Below are 26639 nucleotides of genomic sequence, written 5' to 3'. Positions count from 1 at the left end.
CCGGGCATCACTTCTCTCGTAGCCTCGTCCTCGGGGCTACGACGCTTCGCGCAATACAGGATTCAAACAATGACTGATCGCCTCCTCCCAGTGCCCCATAAATCATGGAGCGCCGTATTCGCCATGTCGCTTGCCGCCTTCGTGCTGGTGGCATCGGAGTTCATGCCCATCAGCCTGCTGACACCGATTGCCGCAGATCTACATGTCACCGAGGGACAAGCCGGCCAGGGAATCTCCGTTTCGGGGCTGTTTGCCTTGTTCACCAGTCTTCTGATCGCATCGGTGGCTGCGCGGGTTGACCGCAAACCGCTGCTTCTTTCACTGACACTGCTTATGATTCTTTCTGGAACAGTCGTCGCGTTCGCCCCGAACTACTGGGTGTTCATGATCGGGCGCGCGTTGATCGGTGTTGCGATAGGTGGCTTCTGGTCATTGTCGGCGGCAACCGCCATGCGCCTGGTGCCTGATGACCAGATCACCCGGGCAATGGCAATCGTCAACGGCGGCAACGCTTTGGCGACGGTTATTGCGGCGCCATTGGGCAGTTTTCTCGGTGCCCTGATTGGCTGGCGCGGTGCATTCTTGTGCGTCATCCCAGTCGCAATAGTCGCTTGTGTATGGCTGTTGTTAAGCCTTCCCCCTATGAAATCGCAAAGCGGTTCAGGCACTGGCAACGTCTTCAAATTGATGAAAAGCACGCCGGTCGCGTTAGGCATGGTGGCGGTCAGCGTGTTTTTCATGGGCCAGTTCATGCTGTTTACCTATTTGCGCCCGTTCCTTGAAACGGTCACGCACGTCAGTGTTTCAATGCTGTCGTTGATGTTGCTCGTTCTGGGTATTGCGGGCCTCGCAGGAACCTTCCTGATTGAAGCGTTGTTGAAAAATGGCCTGCATCGAACGCTCATCGTCATCCCGATCTTGATGGCGGTGATTGCACTGGCGCTTGTTTCATTCGGTAGCTCGGCGGCCACCACGACTGTCTTGCTTGGCCTCTGGGGACTGGTTGCGACTGCTGCGCCCGTGGGATGGTGGACATGGCTGGCGAGAACGTTGCCAGACGCTGCTGAAGCGGGAGGCGGCTTAATGGTGGCGATCATCCAACTGGCAATCGCGTCTGGCGCAACCGTTGGCGGGCTGGTCTTTGACTTGAGCGGCTATCGAGCGACCTTCGAGTTGAGCGCCGCCGTGCTGGGCGTGGCGGCCGTTCTTGCCTTCCTGGCTGCACGCGCAGCATCGCGGGAGCCTCTTGCCGCGGCGAACATCGCTTGATAACCACACGACACGCCAAGGCATATCTTGTGGTTTCGGGTGAGCATGCGCACGCAGGTTGGACATGACTATCACCGTGCGCTGTCGATGATTTGGCCACCGTCCGGCGTCAGGCTGTAACCCGTCAGGAATTGTGCATCCTTGCTGGCGAGTAATAGCACGACCGGCGCAATGTCCTCTTCGGGTGATCCATAACGCCCAAGTACGTTAGTGGGTGCGGGCGCATTGGCCGCGGCACCCCAAGGGTCTGCAACCGGCATGACATTGTTTACCGTGATCTTGTCAGCGCCCCACTCCCTTGCCGACGAGCGAGTCAAGGCGCGCACCGCCTCCTTCGCCATGTTGCAAGGGGCGTATCCCTGCAGGCCGATGACACCGGCCAGCGAGGCGAAGTTATTGTTGAGGAATGCTTTTCGAGCCTTGGAGCTTCAATCAATGGGCTGTTTTGCCATGGAGATCGCGGGAAGCTCCTTCGAGGGTTTTCCATAGACTGCGCATCGTAGGGTTCTCATTGGTGATGGAGCAGTAGGAGCGTATCTCCAGTCGCGTACTCCATTCATCACCACCCGCTTTTACCAACTGACCTCGCTGAAGCTCGTCAATGACAGCGCTTTGAGGCAACCATGCCACGCCATACCCTTCTATCGCCATTCGCATCAAAAGCATCGCCATGTCTGCCTCATAGCACCGTTCCAGCACACTCACACTTGGGCCATTTTTGATGACTATGTCGGCAACGCGACCTAGAAAAGTTGTGGCCGTATAAGCGAGGTGAGGCACAGCTTTAGCTGAGGTGCCGGGCAAGCGATACAGCGGTTGCCCCTTCTTGTCAGGGGCACACAACGGAATAAAGGCGTCATGTCCCAACGTCAGGCATCCGAACTTTTCCGGGTCTAGAAGAATGGGGGCCAGGGGATGGTGGTAGACGATCATCAGATCGCAACTCCCCTCCTCCAGGGCTATGACGGCGTCATGAATGTTCGCGGCAACAACTCGGGCGTTGAACTGCTCATTGTGCTGCTGAAATTGGGTTAGCCATTTCGGTAAAAACGTCATTGAAAGGCTGTGGCCAGCAGTGACCTGGATGGATCGCCCGGGCATTCGCTCAACCTCGCGCAGGGCTGAGCGCAGTCTCAATAACCCTGCTAACGCCTCGCGGCCTTCTTCACAAAAACTTCGCCCCGCAGGCGTGAGCTGAACGGGATAAGTACCGCGATCTACCAACTCCGCGCCTACCCATTCCTCAAGTGACCGTATGCGACGCGACAGAGCCGACTGGGTCACGCAGCGAACCTCCGCAGCCCGAGAAAAGTTCTTCCACTCGGAAATCGCTAAAAGATCATCCAACCATTTGATTTGCATACCGGCACCTCACGCCCCGAATGCGCAGTGTACTGCGCCTCAGTCAGGACGAAGCAGAAGTTTCGCAAACTATTCCAAAAGCGCATGAGGCTATCGGGATTACTCATCATGACCTTTCAATCCCGCCCCTAGAATCGAAAACGTTGAAGCGATGCCATAGAGCTTCGACCCAATGACACTTGTCTCCTGCCAAGTAAAAAAAGCAAAAAAACCACTTGAGGAAAGCTCCGTGAAGAAAAATAAACTTCCGCGTCGGATCGCAATTGGCATCGCCTTGGGCGTGCTTGTCGGTTGGGCGTGCCACCATTTCGCAGGGAGCGAACAAAGCGCCAAAGAGATCGCGTCTTACTTCTCGATGGTCACCGACATCTTTTTACGCATGATCAAGATGATCATCGCTCCGCTGGTATTCGCTACTTTGGTCGGTGGCATTGCCAGCATGGGAAACTCTCGCTCGGTTGGGCGCATTGGCCTAAGAGCCATGGCCTGGTTCGTAACCGCTTCGGTGATCTCGCTGGCAATCGGCATGGGCCTGGTCAATCTGTTCCAACCCGGTGCAGGACTGAACATGGAAGTCGTCCAGCATGCGGCAAGCCCCGTGGTGGTCAACACCGGGGATTTCAGCCTCAAGGTATTCATCAGTCACGTGTTTCCCCGCAGCATTGCTGAAGCAATGGCCAACAACGAAATCCTGCAAATCGTGGTGTTCTCGTTGTTCTTCGGGTTTGCCTTGGCGGGTGTGAAGCGAGCGGGTTACACGACGATTGTCGATAGCATCGAAGAGCTGGCCAAGGTGATGTTCAAGGTCACGGACTTCGTCATGGCCTTCGCGCCCATAGGGGTTTTCGCAGCCATCGCATCGGCTATTACCACTCAAGGTCTTGGCTTGATAGTCGATTACGGAAAACTGATTGCCGAGTTCTACTTGGGCATTGTGATTCTGTGGTGCGTGATGTTCGCTGCCGGCTACCTGTTCCTGGGTCGCTCAGTGTTTACCTTGGGCAAGCTGATCCGCGAACCGGTCCTGTTGGCATTCTCGACTGCCAGTAGCGAGTCCGCGTATCCGAAAACCATGGAGGCACTGGAGAAGTTTGGTGCGCCGAAGCGCGTATCCAGCTTCGTTCTACCGCTGGGTTACTCATTCAACCTTGATGGTTCAATGATGTATCAAGCGTTCGCCATCATGTTCATTGCTCAGGCCTACAACGTTGATTTGAGCTTCACTCAGCAACTGCTCATCTTGCTGACGCTGATGATTACCAGCAAGGGAATGGCCGGTGTAGCCCGAGCATCGGTGGTTGTGGTGGCGGCTACATTACCCATGTTCAATCTTCCCGAAGCCGGTATTTTGCTAATCCTTGGCATTGACCAATTCCTTGATATGGCCAGGACTGCCACCAACGTGGTTGGCAATAGCATCGCGACGGCTGTGGTTGCCAAATCAGAACCACATGAAGAAGTTGAAGAAGCGCCCGGCACGAAATCTCCGCTCCCGATTCATACTGCGGCCACCGCCTGAGAACCTGAACATGAAAGGTAAATCGAAGCCGTCCAGCGGGTCATCGTTTGCTCGCAAACTAGGTATCGTCGGCGGACTTGGCTCACTGGCCGGCGGCGATCTTTTCTACAAATTGGTGAAGTCCAGAGCTGTTTTGGAAGATCAAGGTCGCTATCACTTTTTGTTTGAGCAACACCCCTTCAAAGACGTCCTGATGGCCCTGGACCGGGGCGCTAACATGACCTCCAGGAAGTTCTACGTTTTTCAGGTTTGTCAGACATTCGAGGCAAACGAAGTAAATGCCGTTTTACTACCTTGCTTTGCCAGTCACACCTTTCGGGAGGAAATTCAGGAGGAAATAGGCATACCCGTCCTGGATATGATGGCCGCGTTACGCAAGCACATTGATCACGTCGCTGAACGCGGCAGTACGTTGGGAATCATCGCGTCCGACTATGTTCGGCACTCCGGGCTGTTTGAGCGCTATTTCGGCAATGACTTCAAGCTCGTGTATCCAGATGATAACGAGCAGTCCGGGTTGATGGACGCGATGTATGGCGTTAACGGCATCAAAGACGGGTACCTTGACGGGGTGCCGCTAGAGTGTGTTTATCAGGCGTGCCTTTCGCTTCAGGACCAGGGAGCCACAATCATATTGCCGGGTATGACTGAGCTCTCATTGATCTGTGGTGATTTGCAACGGCGAGGCATCACGGCTCTGGACATCAACGAGATTTACGCCGGTTTCGCGACGTCGCAAAGCGGCCAGTTGACTCGTCCGCCGTTCAAATTAGGGATAGTGGGTGGAGTTGGGCCGGCGGCAACAGTCGACTTCATGGGTAAGGTTGTTGCGCATACACCGGCAGGCCGAGATCAAGAACACATTAAAATGGTGGTCGAACAAAACCCCCAGATTCCTGATCGCACAGCCAACCTGCTGTATGACGAAACCGACCCGACAATGGCGATGTATGCAACATGCAAACGTCTTGAAAGCGCTGGAGCCAATGCCATTGTGATTCCGTGCAACACAGCTCACGCCTTTGTCGAACGCATCCAGGCGCACCTGCGTGTACCCATAGTGAATATGTTGACCGAGACGGTTGAGGCTATCGCTCAGCGATACGGTGCTGGCAAAACCGTAGGGCTGCTAGCGACGTCCGGCACCATCAAAAGTCAGGTCTATCACGAGGCCGCCCGGCGAGCAGGACTTCACGTCATCACCCCTGGCGTGGATTACCAAGTGTTGGTCATGGCATCGATTTATGGAGAACATGGCGTTAAAGCGGGTTTCACTGACGGCATATGCAAAGACCAGCTCCTTACCGCCGCAGAGCACTTATGTGAACTGGGCGCTGATGTGCTCATCTTGGGTTGTACAGAGCTGCCTCTGGTGCTCGAACATAGCGAAGCTTACAAGATAAAAAAACATACGGTGGCGTTGATCGACCCGACAACTATTTTGGCATTGAAGTGTATTGAGCTTGCCCGTGAAAATACGGTGAAGCCTCACAGGCACTAGCCCCGTATCAGCTACAAAAAGGCCCTTCTCGGGCAATGATCGGACACTACGAAAAGCGGTTTACTCGCTTAACTGACTGGCATTGCCCTCCTCGGGCCTTTTTTGTACTCAAACCAAACTCACTTGGTCAGCCAGGACTCGACAGTGGCAGAGCCGAATTTAGCTTTCCATTCCCTCAGTGTCTTCTGGTTGCCGCCCTTGGTCTCGACGACTTCAGACTAACTGGCGATAAAACTGTTCGAAAAGCACTTTCCGGACCTTGAGTATGACAATCAGGGCTATGGTCAATGTGTTGAGCAGATCAAGGGGTATGCGATGGCCGACTCAAGCAAGAAAATGAGCCTCATGGGGCTCACCACACTGGTGACGGTTAACATGATGGGGTCGGGCATCATCATGTTGCCGACGAGCATGGCCCAACTCGGGGCCGTTTCGTTGCTGTCATGGGTCGTCACTGCCGTCGGTTCCATGGCCATCGCGTACTGCTTTTCCCAGTGCGGCATCTACTGTCTGCGCTCAGGCGGGTTGTCTGCCTACACCGAAGAGGCGCACGCCAAATCAGGCTTCTTCCTCTGTTCGTATCTGTACTTTCTCTCGCTGGGCATCGCCAACGTGGCCGTCGCCATCTCCGCGGTGGGCTACATGACATCGTTCGTGCCCTGGCTGGGCAGTGGCGCCATTCCTCTGTTTATCGGTACGGTTGGCCTGCTCTGGTTGACCACCGCGGCCAACTTCGGTGGCCCCGGTATCACCGGCAAAATCGGTGCGATTACCGTGTGGGGTGTGATCATCCCGGTGGCCGGCTTGAGCATCATCGGTTGGTTCTGGTTCAAGCCCGATGTGCTGATTGCCGCCTGGAATCCGAACAACCTGCCGATCTCCGACGCCATCAGTAAGGCGATTCCCCTGACCTTGTGGGCGTTCCTCGGCATGGAGTCGGCGGCGCAAGCCTCCGATGCCGTGGAAGATCCCAAGCGCACCGTACCGTTGGCCTGCCTGTTCGGCACGCTGGGTGCGGCAGTGGTCTATGTGCTGTCGACTACGGTCATCCAGGGCATCATACCCAATGCCGAACTGGCCAACTCTTCGGCCCCCTTCGCGCTCGTCTATGCACATATGTTTAACCCTACGGTCGGCAACATCGTCATGGCGCTGGCAGTGATGGCCTGTGTTGGTTCGCTGCTGGGTTGGCAGTTCACCCTGGCGCAAACGGCCAAAATGACCGCTGACCAAGGGATGTTCCCGAAATTGTTCAGCAAGGTCAGCGCACAGGATGCGCCCATTGTCGGCATGCTCGTCTGCGGTGTCTTGCAGACCTTGATGGCGCTGTCGACCATCTCGCCCAATGCCAGCGCCCAGTTCGGCAAGCTCGTCAGCCTGGCGGCAGTGACCAACCTGATCCCATATGTGACGGCCGCCACCGGCCTGCTGGTGATGATGTACAAGGCCAAAGTCAGCACAGGAGTCTACACCCGCAACACGATGCTATTACTGATCGCAGTGGCCTATTCGTTGTACGCCCTTTATGCCTGCGGCAAGGATGCCGTATTCGGTGGCCTCATTGTCCTTACATTCGGCTACCTGCTCTATGGCTTCCTCTCCAAGCGTTTTGTCGATGCGTCTCCAACCGCTCAGACCAGGGCCGGCAATCCTTAGCTGTAATCTTCAGGACAGCACAGACATCCGAATGCGGGGCGCCAGGATATGAACGTACAACTGACCAAAGCCACTAACTTGCTGTTCGTCTGCCTGCTCACAATGGTGCCGGTACTGGCCGGTGCCAATACCCTTGAACGCGTGCGGGCGAGCAACACCTTCACCCTCGGTTACCTGCCGGACTTCGCACCTTTTAGCGTCCAGGCAGGCGACAAAGCCAGCGGTTATGCGATCGAGCTTTGTCTGAAGGTCGCCGACAAAATCAAGACCGAGCTGGGTTTGTCCGCGTTGCAGGTACGTTACCGCCCCGTCTCCATCAACGACGAGATGAGTGCCGTGAGCTCGGGCGAGATCGACATCCTCTGTACGCCGACGCCACCCACATTGGCGCGACGCAAGTATGTGAGTTTCTCGGTTCCGATCTACACGGCCGGCCTTTCGGCAGTGGTGCGCCAGGAAGCACCTGAGGCGTTGCTCAATGTACTAAACGGCAAAGTAGCCCATACCGGGCCGACCTGGCGTGCGACCGTCAACCATGGGCTGTCCAACCAAACCTATGCCGCCACCGCTGGCGGAGTCACCGAGGCATGGATCCGTCAGCAGATGCGATTACTCGGCGTGGTAGCTACCCTGGTCACGGTCGAGAACACTGACGCTGGCCTCAGACTGGTTGCCGAAGGCAAAGCCGATGCTTTCTTCGCCGAACGCATGATGCTGAAGAATCTCCTCGCCAATAACTATTCCGCAGGAAATCTGGTCCTGCTGGATCGTATTTTTGAGTACTCGCCGACTGCAATGGCGGTGGATCGGGACGATGAAGATTTCCGTTTGCTGGTCGATACCGCACTGAGTGAAATGTATCGATCGGGCGAGATCGAGCAGGCATACGGCACCTACCTGGAAGGCATTACCGACACGGACAAAAAGCTGTTCAAGGTCTATGCGATACCTTAGAGGCAAGTCTAAAAAGTACAACGACAAAAAAGCCCGGCTTGCCGACGGTAGCGTCTCGAAGATCGCTATCGCCGGCAGGCCGGGCTCCTAAAGCAAAATGCCGCTTAAATGTTTCGCATCAACAGCACTTCGGTCCCGCCTTGCTGCCGTAACGAGCCTCCTGACGTTCGCGAAAGAACACCTCGTAACTCATCAGCGGTTTGTCCGGATGTTTGGTTTGCATGTGCTCAACGTAAGTGTCGTAGTCAGGCATGCCAACCATCAGGCGCGCAGCCTGACCGAGGTATTTACCAAGGCGACTCAGGTCATTGAACATGGGCACTCTCCTCCATCAAGCATCCGGCAGAACCTGGAATGGCGCTTCTTTATCCGTACGTTCCTTGGTGCCCCAGGCGGCAATGCCAACCTTAAGTGCAAAGAACAGGATGCTGAACACCACGAGCAAAAACAGCACAGTCAGCGTCGCATTCGTGTAGGCGTTGTAGATCACATGCTGCATCTGTTCGATGCTCTTGGCCGGCGCCAAAACCTGCCCGTTGGCCAACGCATCGCTGTATTTCTTTGCCAGCGCCAGGAAGCCGATCGCCGGGTTGGCGTCGAACAGCTTGATGAAACCTGCGGTGGTGGTGCAGATCAGCAACCACACCGCTGGCAGCATGGTCACCCAGACGTAGCGTTGGCGTTTCATTTTGATCAGCACAACGGTCGCCAGCATCAGCGCGATTCCGGCCAGCATCTGGTTGGAGATACCGAACAGCGGCCACAAGGTGTTGATGCCACCCAGCGGATCGATCACGCCTTGATACAGCAGATAACCCCACATCGCCACGCAACCGGCGGTTGCGATCAGGTTGGCGGTCCAGGATTCGGTGCGTTTGAGCGCCGGCACGAACGAGCCGAGCAAGTCCTGCAGCATGAAACGTCCGGCACGGGTACCGGCATCCACCGCCGTCAGAATGAACAGCGCTTCGAACAGGATTGCGAAGTGGTACCAGAACGCCATGGTGTTTTCACCCGGCAGAACGTGGTGCAGGATCTGCGCGATACCGACCGCCAAAGTCGGCGCACCACCGGCGCGGGCCAGGATGGTGGTTTCGCCGATGTCCTTGGCCACCGCTTGCAAAGCTTCCGGGGTAATTGCAAAACCCCAGCTGCTGACGGTCTGAGCCACCGAAACAGCATCGGAGCCTACAAGGGCTGCGGGGCTGTTCATGGCAAAGTACACGCCTGGCTCGATCACCGAAGCGGCAACCATTGCCATGATCGCCACGAAGGATTCCATCAGCATGCCGCCATAACCGATGTAACGGGCATGGCCTTCACTGGCGAGCAGCTTCGGCGTGGTGCCGGAAGCAATCAATGCGTGGAAGCCGGACACCGCGCCACAGGCAATGGTGATGAACAGGAACGGGAACAATCCACCCTTCCATACCGGTCCGGTGCCGTCGATGAATTGAGTCAATGCCGGCATTTTCAGGTCGGGCATGGTGATCAGGATGCCGATCGCCAGCGCAACGATGGTGCCGATTTTGAGGAAGGTCGACAGGTAATCGCGAGGGGCGAGAATCAGCCACACCGGCAACACTGCCGCCACAAAACCGTAACCGATCAGCATCCAGGTAATCTGGAGTCCGGTGAAGGTAAAGGCTTTGGCCCAGACCGGGTCAGCGGCAATCTGCCCGCCCAGCCAGATCGACCCCAGCAGCAACGCCACGCCGATCACCGAGATTTCACCGATGCGACCCGGGCGGATGTAGCGCATGTAAATGCCCATGAACATCGCGATCGGGATGGTCGCCATCACCGTGAAAATCCCCCATGGGCTTTCGGCCAGGGCCTTGACCACGATCAACGCCAGCACCGCGAGGATGATGATCATGATCAGGAAGCAGCCAAACAGCGCAATGGTCCCGGGGATGCGGCCCATTTCTTCACGGACCATATCGCCCAGGGAACGACCGTTGCGGCGGGTGGACATGAACAGGACCATGAAGTCCTGAACCGCACCGGCCAGCACCACCCCGGCAATCAGCCACAGCGTACCGGGCAGGTAGCCCATCTGCGCCGCCAAAACCGGGCCTACAAGCGGCCCCGCGCCAGCGATGGCTGCGAAGTGGTGACCAAAAAGTACGTGTTTGTTGGTCGGTACGTAGTCCAGACCATCGTTGTTGAGTACGGCGGGAGTGGCTCGATTGGGATCGAGTTGCATCACCTTGGTGGCGATGAACAGGCTGTAATAGCGGTATGCGACGAGATAAATGGCGACTGCTGCGACTACGATCCAGAGGGCATTGATGGCTTCGCCGCGGCGCAGGGCCACGACACTTAGCGCAAACGCTCCCAGGACAGCCACGGCAAACCAGGCGAGGTGTTTAGCCAGACGGGGCATAGCGTGTCTCCTGCCGACAGCCAGTGGCTGCGGCGGTAATTTTTATAATTGTGTCCGCTGTGCGGAGCGAGCCCAATATCCGCGCATGTTGTCGACAAATAAATCCGCGTTACTACGTACGTGGCGTCTACGTAGTTCTACGTAGATACCGCTGATCGCTCAGTTGAAATACAACACCTGTGGGAGCGGCTGTGGCGAGGGGGCTTGCCCCCGTTGGGCTGCGAAGCCGCCCCAAAAAATCTCTGATGTATCAAAGATTTTGTGAGTGCTACGCACTCAAACGGGGGCAAGCCCCCTCGCCACAGCCCGCTCCCACAAGGTTCTGCATTTCATCACGGCCGCAGGTCATTCTGTCCAGCACTGCTACTGGAGGCGCGTATCTTTGGCATATGATGCCGGGCCTTCGCCTTCCCTCGGTCTGGCCAGGAGTAGAGATGCAGCTCAAACACAAAATCGTCGCACTCGGGATTCTGCCGCTGGTGTTGGCGATCGCGGTCATCTGCGCGCTGGTGATTTCCCTGAACCGCCAACTGGGTGATCAACAGGCGCAACTGATCGAAGACAGCATTCTGGCCAGCAAGCGCGCAGAGCTGAAAAACTATGTCGAAATGGCGCAGAGCCTGATCGCGCCGCTGTACGACGACGGTCGGGGCGATGAGCGCGCACAGCAACAAGTGCTGGAAGAACTGCGCAAGCTCAGCTTTGGCATCAACGGCTACTTCTTCGTCTACGACCGCGAGGGCCGCAGCCTGATGCACGCGCGCCAGTCAGAGCTGGTGGGCAAATACCTGTGGGACATGACCGACCCTCACGGTTTACCAGTGATCCAGGCGTTGCTTAAAAGTGCGCAATCAGGCGAAGGCTTTCAACGTTACGCCTGGAACAAACCCTCTTCAGGCCAAGTGACCGACAAGCTTGCCTACGTGGTGATGCTGGACCGTTGGGGCTGGATGCTCGGCACCGGCATCTACCTTGAAGACGTCGAACGCGCCACCCAACAAGCGCGTGCCGAGGTGGCTCAGGGCATCCGTAAAACCATGGGGGCGATTGCTGCGGTGGCCCTTGTGGCGGTGCTGTTTGTGTTCGCCAGCGGCATGACGCTGAACGTCAGCGAACATCGCCTGGCCGACAAAAAACTCCAGCGCCTGACTCAACGCATCGTCAGCCTGCAGGAGGAAGAACGGTCACGGGTTTCCCGAGAGCTGCACGACGGCATCAGCCAGCTACTGGTGTCTATCAAGTTTCAGTTCGAACTGGCCAGCCATGTGCTGGAGAATGGGCAAGACAAGGGTTTGGGCATTTTAAGAGACGCCACGCAGCGCCTCGGGGAGGCGATTGGCGAAGTTCGCAGCCTCTCTCATGACTTGCGTTCGTCGCTGCTCGACACCCTCGGCCTGCCAGCGGCAATCGGTCAACTCGCCGCAGAATTCGAGCAACGCAGCGGTCTTGTCGTGACTTTCAACGATAACGAATTCGATTGTCATCTGGTCGATGGTGCCGCCGTCTCGTTGTTTCGCATCGTGCAAGAAGGCCTGACCAACATCGAACGCCACGCACAGGCAAAAAACGTCATCATTACCCTGCACGGCTCTGAAAAGTCCGTACGCTTGACGGTGGTCGATGACGGTATCGGTTTCAACGTCGCCCAGGTCGAACGTCGTCACGCCGGCATTGGCCTGCGCAACATCCGTGAGCGTGTCGAGCATTTTGGTGGTCGATTCGACCTGACATCGATGCCGGGAAGAAGTGAGCTCGACGTGCTGCTGCCTATGAAACTGCCCGGTACAGAACGCTGACTCAGCCCATAACAATTAGAGTGAATGCCTGCGATGAACCTGCCCTACCCGATCCGCGTCGCCCTGGTCGACGATCACTCCCTGGTCCGCGACGGAATCAAATCACTGCTGGCGGTCATGGCGCCGCTGGAAGTGGTGGGAGAAGCCGAGAATGGCGCCGATGCCATCGAGATGGTCGGGCGCTGCCAGCCGGATCTGTTGCTGGTCGACATCAGCCTGAAGGACATCAACGGCCTTGAGCTGACGCGGTTGTTACGCAGCCAGTACCCGTCGCTCAAGGTGCTGGTGCTGAGCATGTACGACAACTATGAATACGTGAGTGAGTCCGTTCGCTCGGGTGCCAGCGGCTATGTGCTGAAGAACGCGCCTTCACGGGAAATCATTGCGGCGATCGAAGCCATTGTCAGTGGCGGGACGTTCTACAGTGCCGAAATCGCGCAGCGGCTCATCGCCGATAAAACTACCGACAACGAGCTGACTCCGCGCGAAAGCCAAGTGCTGTACAAGATGGCTCAGGGGTTGAACAACAAGGAAATGGCTCGCGAACTGGACATCAGTGTCCGGACAGTAGAAACCCATCGCCTGAGTATCCGTCGCAAGCTCAACATCGACAAACCCGCGGCGCTCGTAAAGTACGCCATCGATCACGGGATTATTTCGCGCTAGAGGCGATTTACACCGTACTCGTATTAACGACTCTTGCCGTGCGAATAAACAAGGCGCGAACCTTGTCCCAGAAATTCCCGCCCAGTACGAAAAAGCTGCCGATCAACATGGCATCGCCCAGCGCCTGGGCCTGCCACAGATTCGGTCTCAGCCCCGGCCAAAGAGTGTCTATGTAAGGTTCGAGAAATCCCGAGATCAGCGGCAGGCAAAACATCACCAGGCCAATTCTATGACGAGCCGGGCCTACTTCCACGTCTGCCGTCGGTGCAAGCGCGGAGACGTAACCAAACATGCTGCGCTTGAGTTGCTGAAAGCCGGATTTGCCCATAATGGCAATGACGAGAATTAACAGAACCTTGTTACTGATAAACAAAACGCCTGTCAGTGCCGCGATCTTTGAGCCAGGCACATCCGCTGCGGCAGCGAGAGGCACCATCAGCCACGATCCCAGCATCAAACAAATAATCGCGATGCCCAGTTTGAAGCGCCAACCAGCGGAACTAGGTGCATTGTCATCCTGAGGGTTGCTCATGGTCTTCTTAACCTTCTTTTCTGGCCGGAATTAACAGCACTTCAGAAGCGTAGCAGTTGGTCGACCCCATGATCATTCAACGTGACCTTGTATTTGTCCGAGCTGTACTAACCTAAGCGAACCGGTAACCAACACCGTTTCAGTATCAGGGATGTTCGGATGACGCTTTCCCAAGATCTACTCTCAGTGCACCGATGCTGACGCGCTCGGGTCGGCTGCTTCTGCTGGTCGCCCTTGGCCTTGGCGGCTGTGTCCGTTTGGGGCCGGATTTTCAGGCCCCCGGCGAGGCCTGGACAAAACTCTGGAGCAGCCCCGCGCTTGAGCAGGCCAGCCAACGAAGCCTGCATCCCGACCTTCGCCAGTGGTGGCAAGTGTTCGCCGACCCGGTCCTCAACGCCCTGATCGCCGAATCGGATGCGCACAATTCAGACCTGAAAATTGCTGGCCTTCGCGTCATGGAGGCCCGTGCCCGGTTGGGCATTGCGCAAAGCGGACGCTACCCGCAACTGCAACAGGCCAGCGCCGACAGTCTGTACTTCAACCGCAAGCAATCCGGCGGCAACAACCCGCAAGACAGCCACTTCTGGCAACACAGCGCGGGTTTTGACGTCGGTTGGGAACTGGACTTCTGGGGGCGCTTCAGTCGAGCTATCGAATCGTCCGATGCCAGTTATTTCGCGGCTCAAGCCAACTATGAAGACGTACTCGTACTGCTGCGTGCTCAGGTGGCCGACACATACTTTTCGTTGCGCACCACCGAAGCGCGTTTACGCGTCGCCCGAGAAAACGCCGAGCAGCAAAAGCGCAACTTTGAGATCACCGAAAAATTGTTCAACAGTGGCCAGAGCGCCGAACTCGACTTGCAACAAGCCAAGACCCAATACCTGGGCACCTTGAGCAGCATTCCGGATTTTGAGGCCCAAGTACTGCGCACCCGCAACGCGTTGGCCGTGCTGATCGGCCGGCCACCCAGCGCACTGCCCCAATTGCTCGAAAACGAGGGGCTGATCCCGCTGGTGGACCGAGCCGTACTGCAAGATGTGCCGGCCAGCCTGTTGTTGCGTCGTCCGGACGTGCGCGCCGCCGAACTCAATGTCGCCGCCCAATCGGCACTGATCGGTGTGGCGGAAACCGACTTCTACCCGTCGCTGACCTTGCTGGGCAGTATCGTCTGGACCACCGACACGTTGAGCGGCACCTCCAACAGCCTGGACCTGATCGGCGGCCCCAGTTTGCGCTGGAACCTGTTTGACCACGGCCAGATCAGCAACAACGTGCGTGTACAGGATGCGCGGTTGCAGCAGCTGATTGAGGTTTACCGCGACAAAGTCCGCCAGGCCGCACGGGAGGCCGATGATGCCGCCAGCAGCCTGATCAAATCACTGGAACGCGAGCGCATCCTGGGTGAAGCACAAGTCGCCGCCAAGCGTTCGTTGAGCCTGGCCAGCACTCAATACCGGGAAGGTTACTCGGACTTCCAGCGCGTGCTGGATGCTCAACGCGCATTGCTCGAGCAGCAGGACAATTACCTGCTCAGCCGCAGCAATGCCGTGAGCAACCTGATCGCCCTGTACAAAGCCCTTGGCGGTGGGTGGTACAGCGCGCAGCCGACAGTCGATCAAAACACTCGTCAGCAAATGGAACAACGCACCGACTGGGGCAACCTGCTGAATGAGCCGGCCCCTTCGCAAGCCACCTATCCCGTGCCAGAAGGTCAAAGCCGATGACTGAACCCTCGCCGCCCGTCACTGAGGCGCCCTCCCCCAAGGCGCCCGAGCCTGCTGCCGATCCCGCAAAAAAGGGCATCAAATGGGTGATGCTGCTGATCGTATTGAGCCTGGCCTGGTATTTGTTGGCTGACCGCTTCACGCCGTATACGCAACAGGCTCGGGTGGGCGCCTTTGTCATTCCGGTGGCGGCCGAAGTAGCCGGCCGGGTCACCCGCGTGAATGTGCGCAACAATCAGGACGTCAAGGCCGGCGAACTCCTTTTCGAGGTGGACCCGCAGCCGTACCAGATTGCCGTCGACCGTGCACGCGCAGACCTCGAATCGACACGCCGACAGATCGGTGCCAGCACCGCCGGTATTGCTTCGGCTCAAGCCAATTTGCGCGCCGCACAGGCCAATGAACTCAAGGCGCGGCAGGACAATCAGCGTCTTGAAGGGTTGTACCGCGAAGACCCCGGCACCATTTCCGTGCGCCTGCTCGAAGTCTCTCGGGCCAGTCGTGAACAGGCCATCAGTCAGGTCGCCGCAGCCCGTGCCGAAGTCCAGCGAGCACGGGAACAGGAAGGCGGCAGCGAGGAAGACAACGCGCTGTTACGTAGCGCCGCCACGGCGTTGTCAAAAGCGGAGCTGGACTTGTCCAACACGCAGATTCGCGCACGGTCAGCGGGACTGATCACCGATCTGCGCACCGATGTCGGACAGTTCGCCACTGCCGGCAGCCCGGTCATGACCCTGATTGCCATCCACGATGTGTGGATCAGCGCGGACATGACCGAAAACAACCTCAGTCTGGTCGAGGTCGACACCCCTGTTTCGATCGTTCTGGATGCCTTGCCGGGAAAGGTTTTCGAGGGCCGTGTGCGCAGCGTCGGCTATGGCGTCAGCGTCGGCCAGAGCACTGCGCCCGGCAGCCTTCCCAGTGTGCAGAACAGTCGTGACTGGCTGCGTCCGGCCCAGCGTTTTCCGGTGATCATCGAGTTTTCCGAGGACTCAAGGAAAACGCTGTTCGACAGTCGCGCTATCCGTGCCGGTGGGCAGGCTGAAGTCATGGCTTTTCCTACCCAAGGCAATCCGCTGAACCCGCTTGGGCGTCTGTTTGTAGGGCTAATGAGCTGGCTGAGCTATGCCTATTAAGGGCGTGCCTGCTCAGCGCACGCCTCGTGTTCAACGGGCGTTGCGTCTAGCCACCGGCACGGCGCTATGCCTGGCCATCAGCTTCGGCCTGGCGCTGCCGATCCCCTTTATTTCGCCAGTGCTCGCCGTGTTGCTATTGGCCTCGCTCAATCGGCCTTTGCCGTTCAAGGCCGCATTGGTGCTTGCGCTGGTCGCGATGCTGACCACCGGCATCGGCCTGTTGCTGATCCCCGTCCTGCGCTATTACCCCTTCTGCGGCGTATTGCTGATCGGAGCCGGTCTGTTCCTGGCCTTTGGTTTTGGCCTGCGCGGCGGCAACACCTTGATCATGACCTTCCTGATCATTGGCCTGACCATGATTTCCTCGGCCGGCGTCGCCGAGTTCGATCTGGCGATGATGGTCATTGGTGCCTTGGTCTTGGGCTTGATCCTCGCCGTCATCGTCGTGGCGTTCAGTCACTGGTTGTTCCCCGAACCGGCCAATGCACCCTCCCCACCCGCCGCCAGCGCTCTGCCGGCGCAGGAAGTGGGCCGGGTTGCACTGCGTGCGACCCTGATTGTCATACCGGCGTTCCTGTTGGCGCTGATCGACCCGGCGAGCTATCTGCCGATCATTTTGAAAGCGGTCAGCCTTGGCCAGCAGAGTTCGACGACAACGGCGCGTAGCGCTGGTCACGAACTGCTCGGCTCGACCTTTATGGGAGGCCTGTTGGCTGTTGTGTTCTGGTGCGCGCTCAGCCTGTTTGTGCACCTGTGGATGTTCTTTCTGTGGATGCTCCTGTTCGGCTTGCTGTTGGCGCGCAAGCTCTATGCCCTGAGCCCGACCCGACAAACCCCCGGGTTCTGGCTCAACAGCCTGGTCACGTTGATCATCCTGCTGGGCCAGTCGGTTCAGGACAGCCTCGCCGGAAAGGATGTCTATACCGCCTTCGTCGTGCGCATGGGATTGTTTATCGCCCTCACGCTCTATGCCTTGCTGATGGTTCATCTACTCGATCGGCGGCAACGCAACCCAGGCGCCACTCAGCTCACGGAGTGACCTGATAACCCCGCCCTTGCAGGCAGCCGTGATCGTGCTGTTTCACATCGTCCTTGACCGGCTCATAAAACTCGTCATGTTGACGTCCTGGTACCTGCGTAGCATCCACCGCAGCACCCTCCGAGGGTGGCGGGCTTGAGGTGCTCTGGCTCGCCGTGACGTTGCTGCAATCGTTGATGTCCAGCTGGATTTGTTGCGGGTTCTGCCCGTTCAAGGGCACGACCGTTTCGGCCTGAACCTGCGTGTAGACCATCAACATGACGGCACACAGGCTGAAAGACGATAACCGACTCATGATGACCTCCGACACGGTCCACTGTGTTTGCGGGCCAGCGTTTGACTGGGAAGTTCCTGGAACAACGCTCGATAACTGCTGGAAAACCGCCCCAAATGCCAGAAAGACCAATCCATCGCCACTTGCGCGACCGTCGTTTCCCCAGCCGTTCGCCAGAGCAATTCGCGGCGCGCGCTATTGAGCCGACGCAAGCGCAACCAATGCGTGGGTGTCATTGCGGTATACGCCTTGAACGCATGCTGCAACTGACGCAGCGAAACCCCGGCCACCTGGGACAGCTCCAGCAAATTGAGGGTTTCTTCCGGCGTATCGGCGGCCCATTCGGCGACGCGCTTCATGATCGCTCGCTCTTGCGCCCGACGCTGCAAACCTGCGCGATCAAGGCACACACAGGCGTTATCGAGGATGTACAAACAGTCCTCCAATAATTGCTGGGTCAACGCCTCTTTGCTCGGCGGATCCAGCGTCTGCGTCAGCCGCGTCAACGTTCCGCTCAACCAGCGGCTGAACAGCGCGTTCTGGCCTGAATTGAGCGGCGACATGAACAAGCCTTCGAGCCGCGCCACGTCCAGACCATGCCGCTGAACGAACTCCGGACCGAACACCACAGCGATTTCCTGGTAGTTCTCCGGTGTGATCCAGATATTGCGGCTTTCACCATTCAACACATACAGCGAGTTGTCATTGCGATCGAAACAGAACGCCAGCGCGCCTTCCGGGGCGCTGAAATTCTGCTCGACCCGGGTGTTCATCTGTTCCTCGTAAATCTCTACGCCTTGCAAATCCAGATAGCGCACCCGCCCGGCGAAATGCCCCGGGGACATCTGCTGATAGTGCTGCACCCAACCCGGTGTGGCGCGGATTTGCTCGGCCACGTCGGCGGTGTTGAACGCTTGAACCTGTAACGGATTGCACGCTGTCATGGGGCGCCTTACGCACTCTTTTGGTGCGCTTTGTGCTTGTTTAAAGTGGATAGATGGAACGGCAAGGCTCACCCAAGATAGTCGTCAACGCGCCACAGGGGAAGTGTTCGGTGGATGAGGCCGCTTTCCCCGGCGTCAATAAAACCAACAACGAGGTCTTTATGAATGTCCCTTTCGATCAGCTGCTCACGTGGCTGAAAGATCACAAGATTACCGAGGTCGAGTGTGTGGTCAGCGACTTGACCGGCATTGCTCGCGGCAAGATTGCACCCACCAACAAGTTCCTGCATGAGCGAGGCATGCGCCTGCCGGAAAGTGTGCTGTTGCAAACGGTAACCGGGGACTTTGTCGACGACGACATCTACTACGACCTGCTCGATCCGGCCGACATCGACATGGTCTGCAAGCCCGTCGCCGACGCGGTTTACGTCATTCCATGGGCCATCGAGCCGACCGCCATCGTGATCCACGACACGTTCGACAAGTTCGGCAATCCCATCGAGCTGTCGCCACGCAACGTCCTGAAGAAAGTGCTGCAGCTTTACACCGATAAAGGCTGGAGGCCGATTGTCGCGCCGGAAATGGAGTTCTACCTGACCCAGCGCTGCGAAGACCCGGACTTGCCGCTCAAGGCGCCACTGGGACGCTCGGGCCGTGCGGAAAGCGGTCGCCAATCGTTTTCCATCGACGCCGCCAACGAATTCGACCCACTGTTCGAAGACGTCTATGACTGGTGCGAACTCCAGGGCCTGGACCTCGACACGCTGATCCACGAAGACGGCCCGGCACAGATGGAAATCAACTTCCGTCACGGCGACGCCCTCGATCTGGCGGACCAGATCACTGTGTTCAAACGCACCCTGCGCGAAGCTGCACTCAAGCACAACGTCACCGCGACCTTCATGGCCAAACCCATCGGTGACGAACCCGGCAGCGCCATGCATATCCATCAAAGTGTGGTGGATATCGCCACTGGCCAGCCGATTTTCGCCGATGCCGACGGGCAGATGAGCGAGCTGTTCCTGCATCACATCGGCGGCTTGCAAAAGTACATTCCCAAAGTGCTGCCGATGTTTGCGCCCAACGTCAATTCGTTCCGCCGCTTCCTGCCTGACACCTCGGCACCGGTCAACGTCGAATGGGGCGAAGAAAACCGCACCGTCGGCCTGCGCGTACCGACCTCCACCCCGGACGCCATGCGCGTGGAAAACCGCTTGCCGGGCGCTGATGCCAACCCTTATCTGGCGATTGCCGCGAGCCTGCTGTGCGGTTATCTGGGGATGGTCGAAAAGGTCGAACCGAGCGCAGCGGTACAAGGCCGCGCCTACGAGCGGCGCAATCTGCGCCTGCCGATCACCATCGAGGACGCACTGACGCGCATGGAAGAGTGCGAAACCATCGAGCGCTATCTGGGCAGCAAATTCGTCCGGGGTTATGTCGCCGTCAAGCGTGCCGAACACGAAAACTTCAAGCGCGTGATCAGCTCCTGGGAGCGGGAGTTCCTGCTGCTCAGCGTCTGATTCCCTGTGGGAGCGGGCTTGCCCGCGAAGAGGCCTGCACATTCGACATCATCGTTGACTGACAGACCGCTATCGCGGGCAAGCCCGCTCCCACAAAAAACCAATAACTAAAAGAGGTGTCGATATGCGTCTAATGAAATCCGTGGTTCCGGTCGCGCTGACGTTGCTGTTCAGCGCCACTGCGCAGGCTCAGCCAAGCGTGAGCGTCTACAACTGGACCGATTACATCGGCGAGACCACCCTCGCCGACTTCCAGGCAAAAACCGGGACCAAGGTGATCTACGACGTATTCGATTCCAACGAAACCCTGGAGGGCAAACTGCTCGCCGGCCGTACGGGTTATGACGTGGTAGTGCCCTCCAACCATTTCCTCGCACGTCAGGTGAAGGCCGGCGCGTTCCTCAAACTGGATCGCTCGCAGCTGCCCAACTGGAAAAATCTCGACCCGAAACTGCTGGCCTTGCTGGAAAAAAACGATCCGGGTAATGAACATTCGGTGCCGTACCTGTGGGGCACCAACGGCATTGGCTACAACGTCGACAAGGTCAAGCAAGTGCTGGGCATCGATCGCATCGATTCCTGGGCAGTTTTTTTCGAACCGGAGAACCTGAAGAAGCTCAGCCAGTGCGGCGTGTCGATGATGGATTCGGCGGATGAAGTGTTCCCGGCGGTCCTGAACTACATGGGCATGGACCCACGCAGTGAAAATCCCGAGGACTTTAAAAAGGCCGAAGCCAAACTGATGACCCTCCGGCCTTACATCACCTATTTCCACTCATCCAAATACGTGTCGGACCTGGCCAATGGCGACATCTGCGTTGCGTTCGGCTATTCGGGCGATGTGTTCCAGGCGGCGAACCGCGCCAAGGAAGCGAAGAATGGCGTGAACATCGCCTACTCGATCCCGAAGGAAGGCAGCAATCTGTGGTTCGACCTGTTGGCAATTCCTGCCGACGCCAGCAACCCGAAAGAAGCCCATTCGTTCGTCAACAACCTGCTGGATCCGCAGGTAATCGCCAAAGTCAGCGCCTCGGTCGGCTACGCCAATCCGAACCCGGCGGCCAAACAATACATGGACCCGGAGCTGGTCAATAATCCAGAGGTCTATCCTCCTCAGGAAGTCCTCGACAAACTCTACATCTCCACCACCCCACCCCAGCCGATCATGCGTCTGATGACCCGCTCCTGGAGCAAAGTGAAGTCCAACCAATGAATCAGTACGACAACGAACACGCTCATTCCTATTACGCTGCATCGGCGAAGGGCATGACCCCCTACCCCACGCTGGGCTCGGATCTTGAGGCCGATGTCTGCGTGGTGGGCGGCGGTTTTACCGGGGTCAACACCGCGATCGAACTGGCGCAGCGTGGGCTCTCGGTGATTCTGCTGGAAGGACGGCGGATCGGCTGGGGCGCCAGCGGGCGTAACGGCGGGCAGCTGATCCGCGGCATCGGTCACGATGTCAGCGGTTTCGCCCGATATGTCGGTCAGGACGGCGTGCGCTATTTGGAGCGTGCAGGCATCGAGTCGGTGGAACTGGTGGGCAACCGCATCCGCGAGTATGGGATCGATTGCGACCTGCGTTGGGGCTTCTGCGAGCTGGCCAACACCCCGGCGCAGTTCGCAGCGTTCAAGACTGAACTGCAAAGCCTCGCCGAACTGGATTACACCCATGAAACCCGACTCGTCGGCCCCGAGCAGATCCGCCGGCAAGTGGTGGGCTCCGATGTTTATGCCGGCGGCCTGATCGACATGGGGTCGGGGCATTTGCATCCGCTGAATCTGGTGCTTGGCGAAGCGCGCGTTGCCGAATCCCTCGGGGTACGAATATTCGAACAAAGCCCGGTGCTGGGGTTGATTCACGGCAGCACCGTGCAGATTCGCTGCGCCGGCGGCACGGTGCGCGCCGGCAGTCTGGTGCTGGCCTGCAACGCGCATCTGGAAGAACTCGAACCACGCCTGAGTGGCAAGGTTTTACCGGCTGGCAGTTACATCATCGCCACCGAGCCTTTGGCACCTGAGGTTGCCGCCCAATTGATCCCGCAGAACCTGGCGTTGTGCGACCAGAAAGTCGGCCTCGATTACTACCGGCTCTCGGCGGATCGACGCTTGTTGTTCGGCGGTGCCTGCCATTATTCCGGGCGCGATCCGGCGGACATTGGCGCTTATATGCGACCAAAAATGCTCAAGGTCTTCCCGCAGTTGGCGGACGTGCGCATCGACTATCAATGGGGCGGCAAGATTGGCATCACCGCCAACCGTTTCCCCCAGGCCGGGCGCTTGAGCCAGTACCCGAACGTGTTCTACGCCCAGGGTTATTCCGGTCATGGGCTGAACGTGACCCATTGGTGCGCGCGGTTGCTGGCTGAAGCGATTCATGCCGGGCACAGCAAGGGGCTGGACGTTTTCAGCGCTGTGCCGCACATGACCTTCCCCGGTGGCCGAGTCCTGCGCTCGCCGCTGCTGGCCCTCGGCATGTTCTGGTATCGCCTGCGCGAATTACTCGGCTGAAGTTCGGGACAAGAACCTTACATAAACCTGTGGCGAGGGGGCTTGCCCCCGTTGGGTCGCGAAGCGGTCCCAAAATTTTGCCAGCGCATTCCGTCAGGCATACCGCCTATAGAATATTGACGACTGCTATGCAGAAGCCCCCTCGCCACAAATGCCCATCTGATCATGATGGGGCCAGTGCATCCTTGATCAGTCTTTTAATTTGCTCAATCGCAAGTCACTTCTATATTGAGGGAGTGCTCTGACTTTCCTGTTCCTGGCGAGTGCGGCCTATGGCTACGACTGACCAACTGATCATTTGCGAGCACTGCGACTGCGTGTATGAAAAAGTCACGCTCGCCAAACATCAAAAAGCCCTGTGCACCTGCTGCGGCGGCGTGCTCCAGCGTTATAACGGACTGTCGGTGGAGCAGCGTCTGGCCTTGGCCTTCACGGCAACGGTGCTGTGGATTTTCGCCAATTTCTATCCAGTCATGAGCATCAGCATGAAGGGCCTGAAAAACAGTGCCACGCTGTGGGACTCGGTATTGGCGTTGAGCCAGGGGCCGATCACCTTTATTGCGCTGGTGGCAGCGATATCCATCATCATCGCGCCGCTGTTTCAGCTTGTGTTGCTGATCTGGGTCCTGAGCTTCGCCCTCGGACATCGGCGCTCACCCGGTTTCAAAGTGTGCATGCGCTGGCTGGAAACCCTCAGGCCCTGGAGCATGCTCGAGGTCTGTCTGCTGGGCGCAATGGTCGCGGTGTTCAAACTCGCAGGGTTGCTGGATGTCATACCCGGCATCGGCCTGTTTGCCCTGGCCGTTCTCAGCCTGCTGTTGATTCGCATCGCCGGGCGCGATGTCCGTGAACTGTGGGACATTTTATGAACAGCCCACCGCTCGCCAGTGAACTCAACCTGTGCCTGTGCCACAGCTGCGGTCTGGCCTGCGACATAACCGACAACCCTCACGAATGCCCACGCTGTGGCGCGCCACTGCATGCCCGCAAAACCAACTCACTGAGCCGGACATGGGCCTATCTGCTGGCCTCACTGGTGTTTTATATCCCGGCCAATCTGCTGCCGGTCATGAACACCAGTCTGTTCGGCAACGGGTCTGACAGCACCATCATGAGCGGTGTGCTGGAGTTCTGGGCACACGGTGCGTGGGACATTGCCCTGATCATTTTCATTGCCAGCATCGCGGTACCGGGCATCAAGTTCGTCGCCCTCTCCCTGCTGCTGATTACCGTGCAACGCGGCAGCCTTTGGGCGCGCAAGGAACGTTCGAAGCTTTACCGTTTCGTCGAGCTGATCGGCTACTGGTCGATGCTCGACGTGATTGTTGTCGCGCTGGTCGCCGCGCTAGTGAAATTCCAGGCCTTGGGCGATATCGAACCGCGTCTGGGCATTCTGTTTTTTGGTCTGGTGGTGGTGTTCACCATGCTGTCTGCCATGAGTTTCGACCCGCGGCTGATTTGGGATAAAGAGCGGGATGAAGAGCGGGATAACCCACCAAACGAGGAGCTCACGGATGAAGTCGCAAGCCACTGACGGGCCGCAAGCCCCCGGCCAGGCCACTATCAAGACCCGTCGCTTCAACGTTTCGCTGGTGTGGATCGTGCCGATTGTTGCGGTGCTGGTGGGGATCTCCCTGGTGATACACAGCGTGATGCAGGAAGGTCCGACCATCACCGTCACGTTCAAGACCGGTGGCGGCCTCACGGCCAACAAAACCGAGGTCAAGTATCGCAACGTAGTCATTGGCCATGTCTCGGAAGTGAAGCTGAGCAACGATCAGAAAAACGTCAACGCCACGATCAAACTCGACAAACAGGCTGAAAGCTTCACCCGCGAAGATTCGCAATTCTGGGTCGTGCGGCCGCGCATTGGTGCCGGCGGCGTCTCGGGCATCGATACGCTGCTGTCGGGTGACTACATTGGCGCCGACATCGGCCAGGCCAATGCCCGTTCCAAGCACTTCACGGGGCTGGAAAACCCGCCGCCCATTACCTATGGCGAACCGGGCAAACGCTTCATGCTGCACACTGAGGACCTCGGCTCGCTGGATATCGGTTCCCCCGTCTACTACCGCAAGATCCCGGTCGGGCAAGTGGTGGCGTATGCGCTGGATGCAGACGGTAAAGGGGTGAACATCGAAATCTTCGTGCATACGCCCAATGACGCCTACGTTACTGAGAACACCCGGTTCTGGAACGCCAGTGGTATCGATGTGAGCGTCGGTGCCAATGGTTTTGCGGTGAAGACCGAATCCCTGTCGTCCTTGTTGGTGGGCGGCATCGCGTTTCGCGCACCGGAATACAGCCCCAACGATCAGCCTGCCGTCGAGGATAAAACCTTCGACCTGTTCGAGGATCAGCTAACCGCCCTCGCTCCTCCCTACGGTAAGGGTCAATACCTGGGCTTGCGTTTCGACCAGGCCCTGCGTGGGCTCAAGGTCGGTGCACCAGTGGAATTCCTCGGCATGGAGTTGGGCAAAGTTGTGTCGGTCACCCTGGATTTCGACGCAAAAAAACGCAGCTTCCCGGTCAATGTCGGCATTGTGATCTACCCGCAACGCCTCGGTCAGGCACATATCAAAATGCTCGAGGCCTTGAAGCATGACCCTAATGACGAAGCCGCTGGCGTGCGGCTGATGGGCAGCTTCATCGAAAACGGCCTGCGCGCCCAGGCCCGTAGCGGCAATCTGTTGACCGGTCAGCTGTACATCGCGCTCGATTTCTATCCCAAAGCAGAGAAAGTCGCGTTCGATCCGACCGCCCGTCCCGTCGTTATTCCAACCATTCCTGGCAGCCTCGAACAGTTGCAGGAAAAACTGGAAGGCATGGTCAACAAAATCAACCAGCTGCCCATCGAACGCATCGCCGGCAACCTCGACAGCAACCTCGTCGAACTGCGCAAGGGCCTCGTACAGTTCAACGCCAGGACCCTGCCCGGCGTACAGACCACCCTGGCGGACGTCAGCAAGACCTTGCAATCGGCCAGTTCGACCCTCGCCGACGATTCGCCGCAACGAGAACAGTTGACTCAAACCCTGGACGAACTCGGGCGCATGTCACGCTCACTGCGTGAACTCTCGGATTACCTGGGCCGGCATCCGGAATCACTGATTCGCGGTCGCCCCAACAACGCCGCGCCGATGGATTTGCAGGCGCCACCGCGCAACTGACCACAGGAGCAACACCCATGGCTTTTTCGCTGAAGATCACGCTGGTCACCGCGCTGTTGTTGCTTACCGCTTGCCGCAGCGACCCGATTCAGTTCCACACCCTGACCCCCGCCCAATTGAGTGGCGCAAGCAGCAGCGCGGAAATCCAGATCGAAAGCATCACGGTGCCGCCCCAGGTCGACCGCCCGCAGATTGTCATTCGCCAAGGCAACAGTGGCCTGGCGATCCTCGAAACCGAATGGTGGGCGGCAAGCCTGGTGGACGAATTGCGCAGCGCCCTGGTCGATCAACTGGTCAACAGCAACCTGCAACGCAGAGTGTCGTTGCGCCTGGACGTGCAGCGCTTTGATTCGATTCCCGGTCAATACGCGTTGATCGACGTTAAATGGCGCCTGCGCAGCCTCGGCACCGGCGATACCGCACTGATCACCTGTCGCAGCACGTTGCAGACCCCTTCCGGCGCGAGCATTGATGAGCTGGTGGTCGCTCATCAGAACAATGTGAAACGGTTAGCTGCCGCTATCAGTCAGGCGATCAGCTCGCAAAAAGGCTGCCCTTCGGCGTAATGCCGGCAAGTTAAGAAATTTGAGCGGCGACAATCCTGTGGGAGCGTGGCTTGCCCGCGAAGAATGCACCGCGGTTTTTCAGGTACTACGCGTCATCGTTCTTCGCGG

24 protein-coding genes and 1 pseudogene are annotated in these 26639 nt (G+C 58.0%); 17 read left to right on the top strand and 8 right to left on the bottom strand.

Annotation, left to right across the window (positions count from 1 at the left end; all coding sequences use genetic code 11):
- The first annotated feature begins 69 nt into the window (after positions 1–69).
- Complete coding sequence (locus ACZ3HH_RS28885) at positions 70–1269, top strand: MFS transporter (protein WP_465809846.1); 1200 nt, start codon at positions 70–72, stop codon at positions 1267–1269.
- Between the two features lie 71 nt (positions 1270–1340).
- Here ACZ3HH_RS28885 and ACZ3HH_RS28880 read toward each other — a convergent pair whose 3' ends face one another.
- Together ACZ3HH_RS28880 and ACZ3HH_RS28875 are read right to left on the bottom strand one after the other, a co-directional pair.
- Complete coding sequence (locus ACZ3HH_RS28880) at positions 1341–1652, bottom strand: SDR family oxidoreductase (RefSeq protein ID WP_465809880.1); 312 nt, start codon at positions 1650–1652, stop codon at positions 1341–1343.
- A gap of 49 nt (positions 1653–1701) precedes the next feature.
- Positions 1702–2631 carry a LysR substrate-binding domain-containing protein gene (locus ACZ3HH_RS28875; RefSeq protein WP_052963155.1) on the bottom strand — a complete coding sequence of 310 codons (930 nt, stop codon included), beginning with the start codon at positions 2629–2631 and terminating at the stop codon, positions 1702–1704.
- A gap of 229 nt (positions 2632–2860) precedes the next feature.
- On the opposite strand from ACZ3HH_RS28875, the gene ACZ3HH_RS28870 reads away from it, so the two are divergent.
- Both ACZ3HH_RS28870 and cuyB read left to right on the top strand, forming a co-directional pair.
- Entirely contained in the window at positions 2861–4150 is a 1290-nt protein-coding gene (locus tag ACZ3HH_RS28870; RefSeq protein ID WP_465809878.1) for a dicarboxylate/amino acid:cation symporter, read from the top strand.
- Between the two features lie 10 nt (positions 4151–4160).
- Positions 4161–5651: a cysteate racemase gene (gene cuyB, locus ACZ3HH_RS28865; RefSeq protein ID WP_465809844.1), complete on the top strand. Its 1491-nt coding sequence runs from the start codon at positions 4161–4163 to the stop codon at positions 5649–5651.
- A gap of 119 nt (positions 5652–5770) precedes the next feature.
- Here the strand turns inward: cuyB and ACZ3HH_RS28860 are convergent.
- A pseudogene (locus ACZ3HH_RS28860) lies at positions 5771–5866 on the bottom strand (transcriptional regulator); the annotation flags it as partial.
- A 100-nt stretch (positions 5867–5966) separates the two neighbouring features.
- On the opposite strand from ACZ3HH_RS28860, the gene potE reads away from it, so the two are divergent.
- Together potE and ACZ3HH_RS28850 are read left to right on the top strand one after the other, a co-directional pair.
- Positions 5967–7307 carry a putrescine-ornithine antiporter gene (gene potE / locus ACZ3HH_RS28855; RefSeq protein ID WP_465809842.1) on the top strand — a complete coding sequence of 447 codons (1341 nt, stop codon included), beginning with the start codon at positions 5967–5969 and terminating at the stop codon, positions 7305–7307.
- 48 nt (positions 7308–7355) lie between these two features.
- On the top strand, positions 7356–8261 hold the full coding sequence (locus tag ACZ3HH_RS28850) for an amino acid ABC transporter substrate-binding protein (protein WP_465809840.1): 906 nt from the start codon (positions 7356–7358) through the stop codon (positions 8259–8261).
- A 118-nt stretch (positions 8262–8379) separates the two neighbouring features.
- Here ACZ3HH_RS28850 and ACZ3HH_RS28845 read toward each other — a convergent pair whose 3' ends face one another.
- A complete protein-coding gene (locus ACZ3HH_RS28845) occupies positions 8380–8577 on the bottom strand; it encodes a YbdD/YjiX family protein (protein ID WP_008069978.1) in 198 nt (65 codons plus the stop codon).
- Positions 8578–8592: 15 nt separating this feature from the next.
- Positions 8593–10650 carry a carbon starvation CstA family protein gene (locus ACZ3HH_RS28840; protein ID WP_465809837.1) on the bottom strand — a complete coding sequence of 686 codons (2058 nt, stop codon included), beginning with the start codon at positions 10648–10650 and terminating at the stop codon, positions 8593–8595.
- 434 nt (positions 10651–11084) lie between these two features.
- On the opposite strand from ACZ3HH_RS28840, the gene ACZ3HH_RS28835 reads away from it, so the two are divergent.
- Together ACZ3HH_RS28835 and ACZ3HH_RS28830 are read left to right on the top strand one after the other, a co-directional pair.
- A complete protein-coding gene (locus ACZ3HH_RS28835; protein ID WP_465809835.1) occupies positions 11085–12446 on the top strand; it encodes a cache domain-containing protein in 1362 nt (453 codons plus the stop codon).
- 33 nt (positions 12447–12479) lie between these two features.
- Complete coding sequence (locus ACZ3HH_RS28830; protein ID WP_465809833.1) at positions 12480–13112, top strand: response regulator; 633 nt, start codon at positions 12480–12482, stop codon at positions 13110–13112.
- A gap of 7 nt (positions 13113–13119) precedes the next feature.
- Here ACZ3HH_RS28830 and ACZ3HH_RS28825 read toward each other — a convergent pair whose 3' ends face one another.
- Complete coding sequence (locus ACZ3HH_RS28825) at positions 13120–13644, bottom strand: transporter suffix domain-containing protein (RefSeq protein WP_465809830.1); 525 nt, start codon at positions 13642–13644, stop codon at positions 13120–13122.
- 194 nt (positions 13645–13838) lie between these two features.
- Between ACZ3HH_RS28825 and ACZ3HH_RS28820 the strand changes: the two genes are divergently transcribed.
- From ACZ3HH_RS28820 to ACZ3HH_RS28810, 3 genes are read left to right on the top strand one after another with little or no spacing between them, the layout of a single operon-like run.
- Complete coding sequence (locus ACZ3HH_RS28820) at positions 13839–15371, top strand: efflux transporter outer membrane subunit (RefSeq protein ID WP_465809828.1); 1533 nt, start codon at positions 13839–13841, stop codon at positions 15369–15371.
- Positions 15368–16507 (top strand): HlyD family secretion protein, encoded by a 1140-nt coding sequence (locus ACZ3HH_RS28815; RefSeq protein ID WP_465809826.1) that lies wholly within the window; start codon positions 15368–15370, stop codon positions 16505–16507. The genes ACZ3HH_RS28820 and ACZ3HH_RS28815 overlap by 4 nt, the downstream gene beginning before the upstream one ends.
- Complete coding sequence (locus tag ACZ3HH_RS28810) at positions 16497–17546, top strand: DUF2955 domain-containing protein (protein ID WP_465809824.1); 1050 nt, start codon at positions 16497–16499, stop codon at positions 17544–17546. Before ACZ3HH_RS28815 ends, ACZ3HH_RS28810 begins: the two co-directional genes overlap by 11 nt.
- Here the strand turns inward: ACZ3HH_RS28810 and ACZ3HH_RS28805 are convergent.
- Both ACZ3HH_RS28805 and ACZ3HH_RS28800 read right to left on the bottom strand, forming a co-directional pair.
- Entirely contained in the window at positions 17536–17841 is a 306-nt protein-coding gene (locus tag ACZ3HH_RS28805; protein WP_465809822.1) for a hypothetical protein, read from the bottom strand. The two genes, ACZ3HH_RS28810 and ACZ3HH_RS28805, sit on opposite strands and share 11 nt — an antisense overlap.
- The gene (locus tag ACZ3HH_RS28800; protein WP_465809820.1) at positions 17838–18764 is read right to left on the bottom strand and encodes a helix-turn-helix domain-containing protein; all 927 of its coding nucleotides are present in this window, start codon (positions 18762–18764) and stop codon (positions 17838–17840) included. Before ACZ3HH_RS28800 ends, ACZ3HH_RS28805 begins: the two co-directional genes overlap by 4 nt.
- 161 nt (positions 18765–18925) lie before the next feature.
- On the opposite strand from ACZ3HH_RS28800, the gene ACZ3HH_RS28795 reads away from it, so the two are divergent.
- The 7 genes from ACZ3HH_RS28795 (at position 18926) to ACZ3HH_RS28765 (ending at position 26531) form a co-directional block, all read left to right on the top strand.
- Positions 18926–20284, top strand: coding sequence for a glutamine synthetase family protein (locus tag ACZ3HH_RS28795; RefSeq protein WP_465809818.1), 1359 nt, complete (start codon positions 18926–18928; stop codon positions 20282–20284).
- 124 nt (positions 20285–20408) lie between these two features.
- Positions 20409–21497: a polyamine ABC transporter substrate-binding protein gene (locus ACZ3HH_RS28790; protein WP_465809816.1), complete on the top strand. Its 1089-nt coding sequence runs from the start codon at positions 20409–20411 to the stop codon at positions 21495–21497.
- Positions 21494–22795, top strand: a complete 1302-nt coding sequence (locus tag ACZ3HH_RS28785; protein WP_465809814.1) for an NAD(P)/FAD-dependent oxidoreductase — start codon at positions 21494–21496, stop codon at positions 22793–22795. The genes ACZ3HH_RS28790 and ACZ3HH_RS28785 overlap by 4 nt, the downstream gene beginning before the upstream one ends.
- Before the next feature lie 272 nt (positions 22796–23067).
- Positions 23068–23664, top strand: a complete 597-nt coding sequence (locus ACZ3HH_RS28780) for a paraquat-inducible protein A (protein WP_465809812.1) — start codon at positions 23068–23070, stop codon at positions 23662–23664.
- Positions 23661–24329, top strand: coding sequence for a paraquat-inducible protein A (locus ACZ3HH_RS28775; protein ID WP_465809810.1), 669 nt, complete (start codon positions 23661–23663; stop codon positions 24327–24329). The genes ACZ3HH_RS28780 and ACZ3HH_RS28775 overlap by 4 nt, the downstream gene beginning before the upstream one ends.
- On the top strand, positions 24310–25965 hold the full coding sequence (locus tag ACZ3HH_RS28770; RefSeq protein ID WP_465809808.1) for a PqiB family protein: 1656 nt from the start codon (positions 24310–24312) through the stop codon (positions 25963–25965). Before ACZ3HH_RS28775 ends, ACZ3HH_RS28770 begins: the two co-directional genes overlap by 20 nt.
- 17 nt (positions 25966–25982) lie before the next feature.
- Positions 25983–26531 carry a PqiC family protein gene (locus ACZ3HH_RS28765; RefSeq protein WP_465809806.1) on the top strand — a complete coding sequence of 183 codons (549 nt, stop codon included), beginning with the start codon at positions 25983–25985 and terminating at the stop codon, positions 26529–26531.
- Positions 26532–26639 lie beyond the last annotated feature (108 nt).

This window comes from Pseudomonas sp. PME37.24/025 (assembly GCF_055556615.1).
The sequence above is the reverse complement of the archived record's forward strand: the minus strand, read 5'-3'. Positions and strand labels throughout refer to the sequence as shown.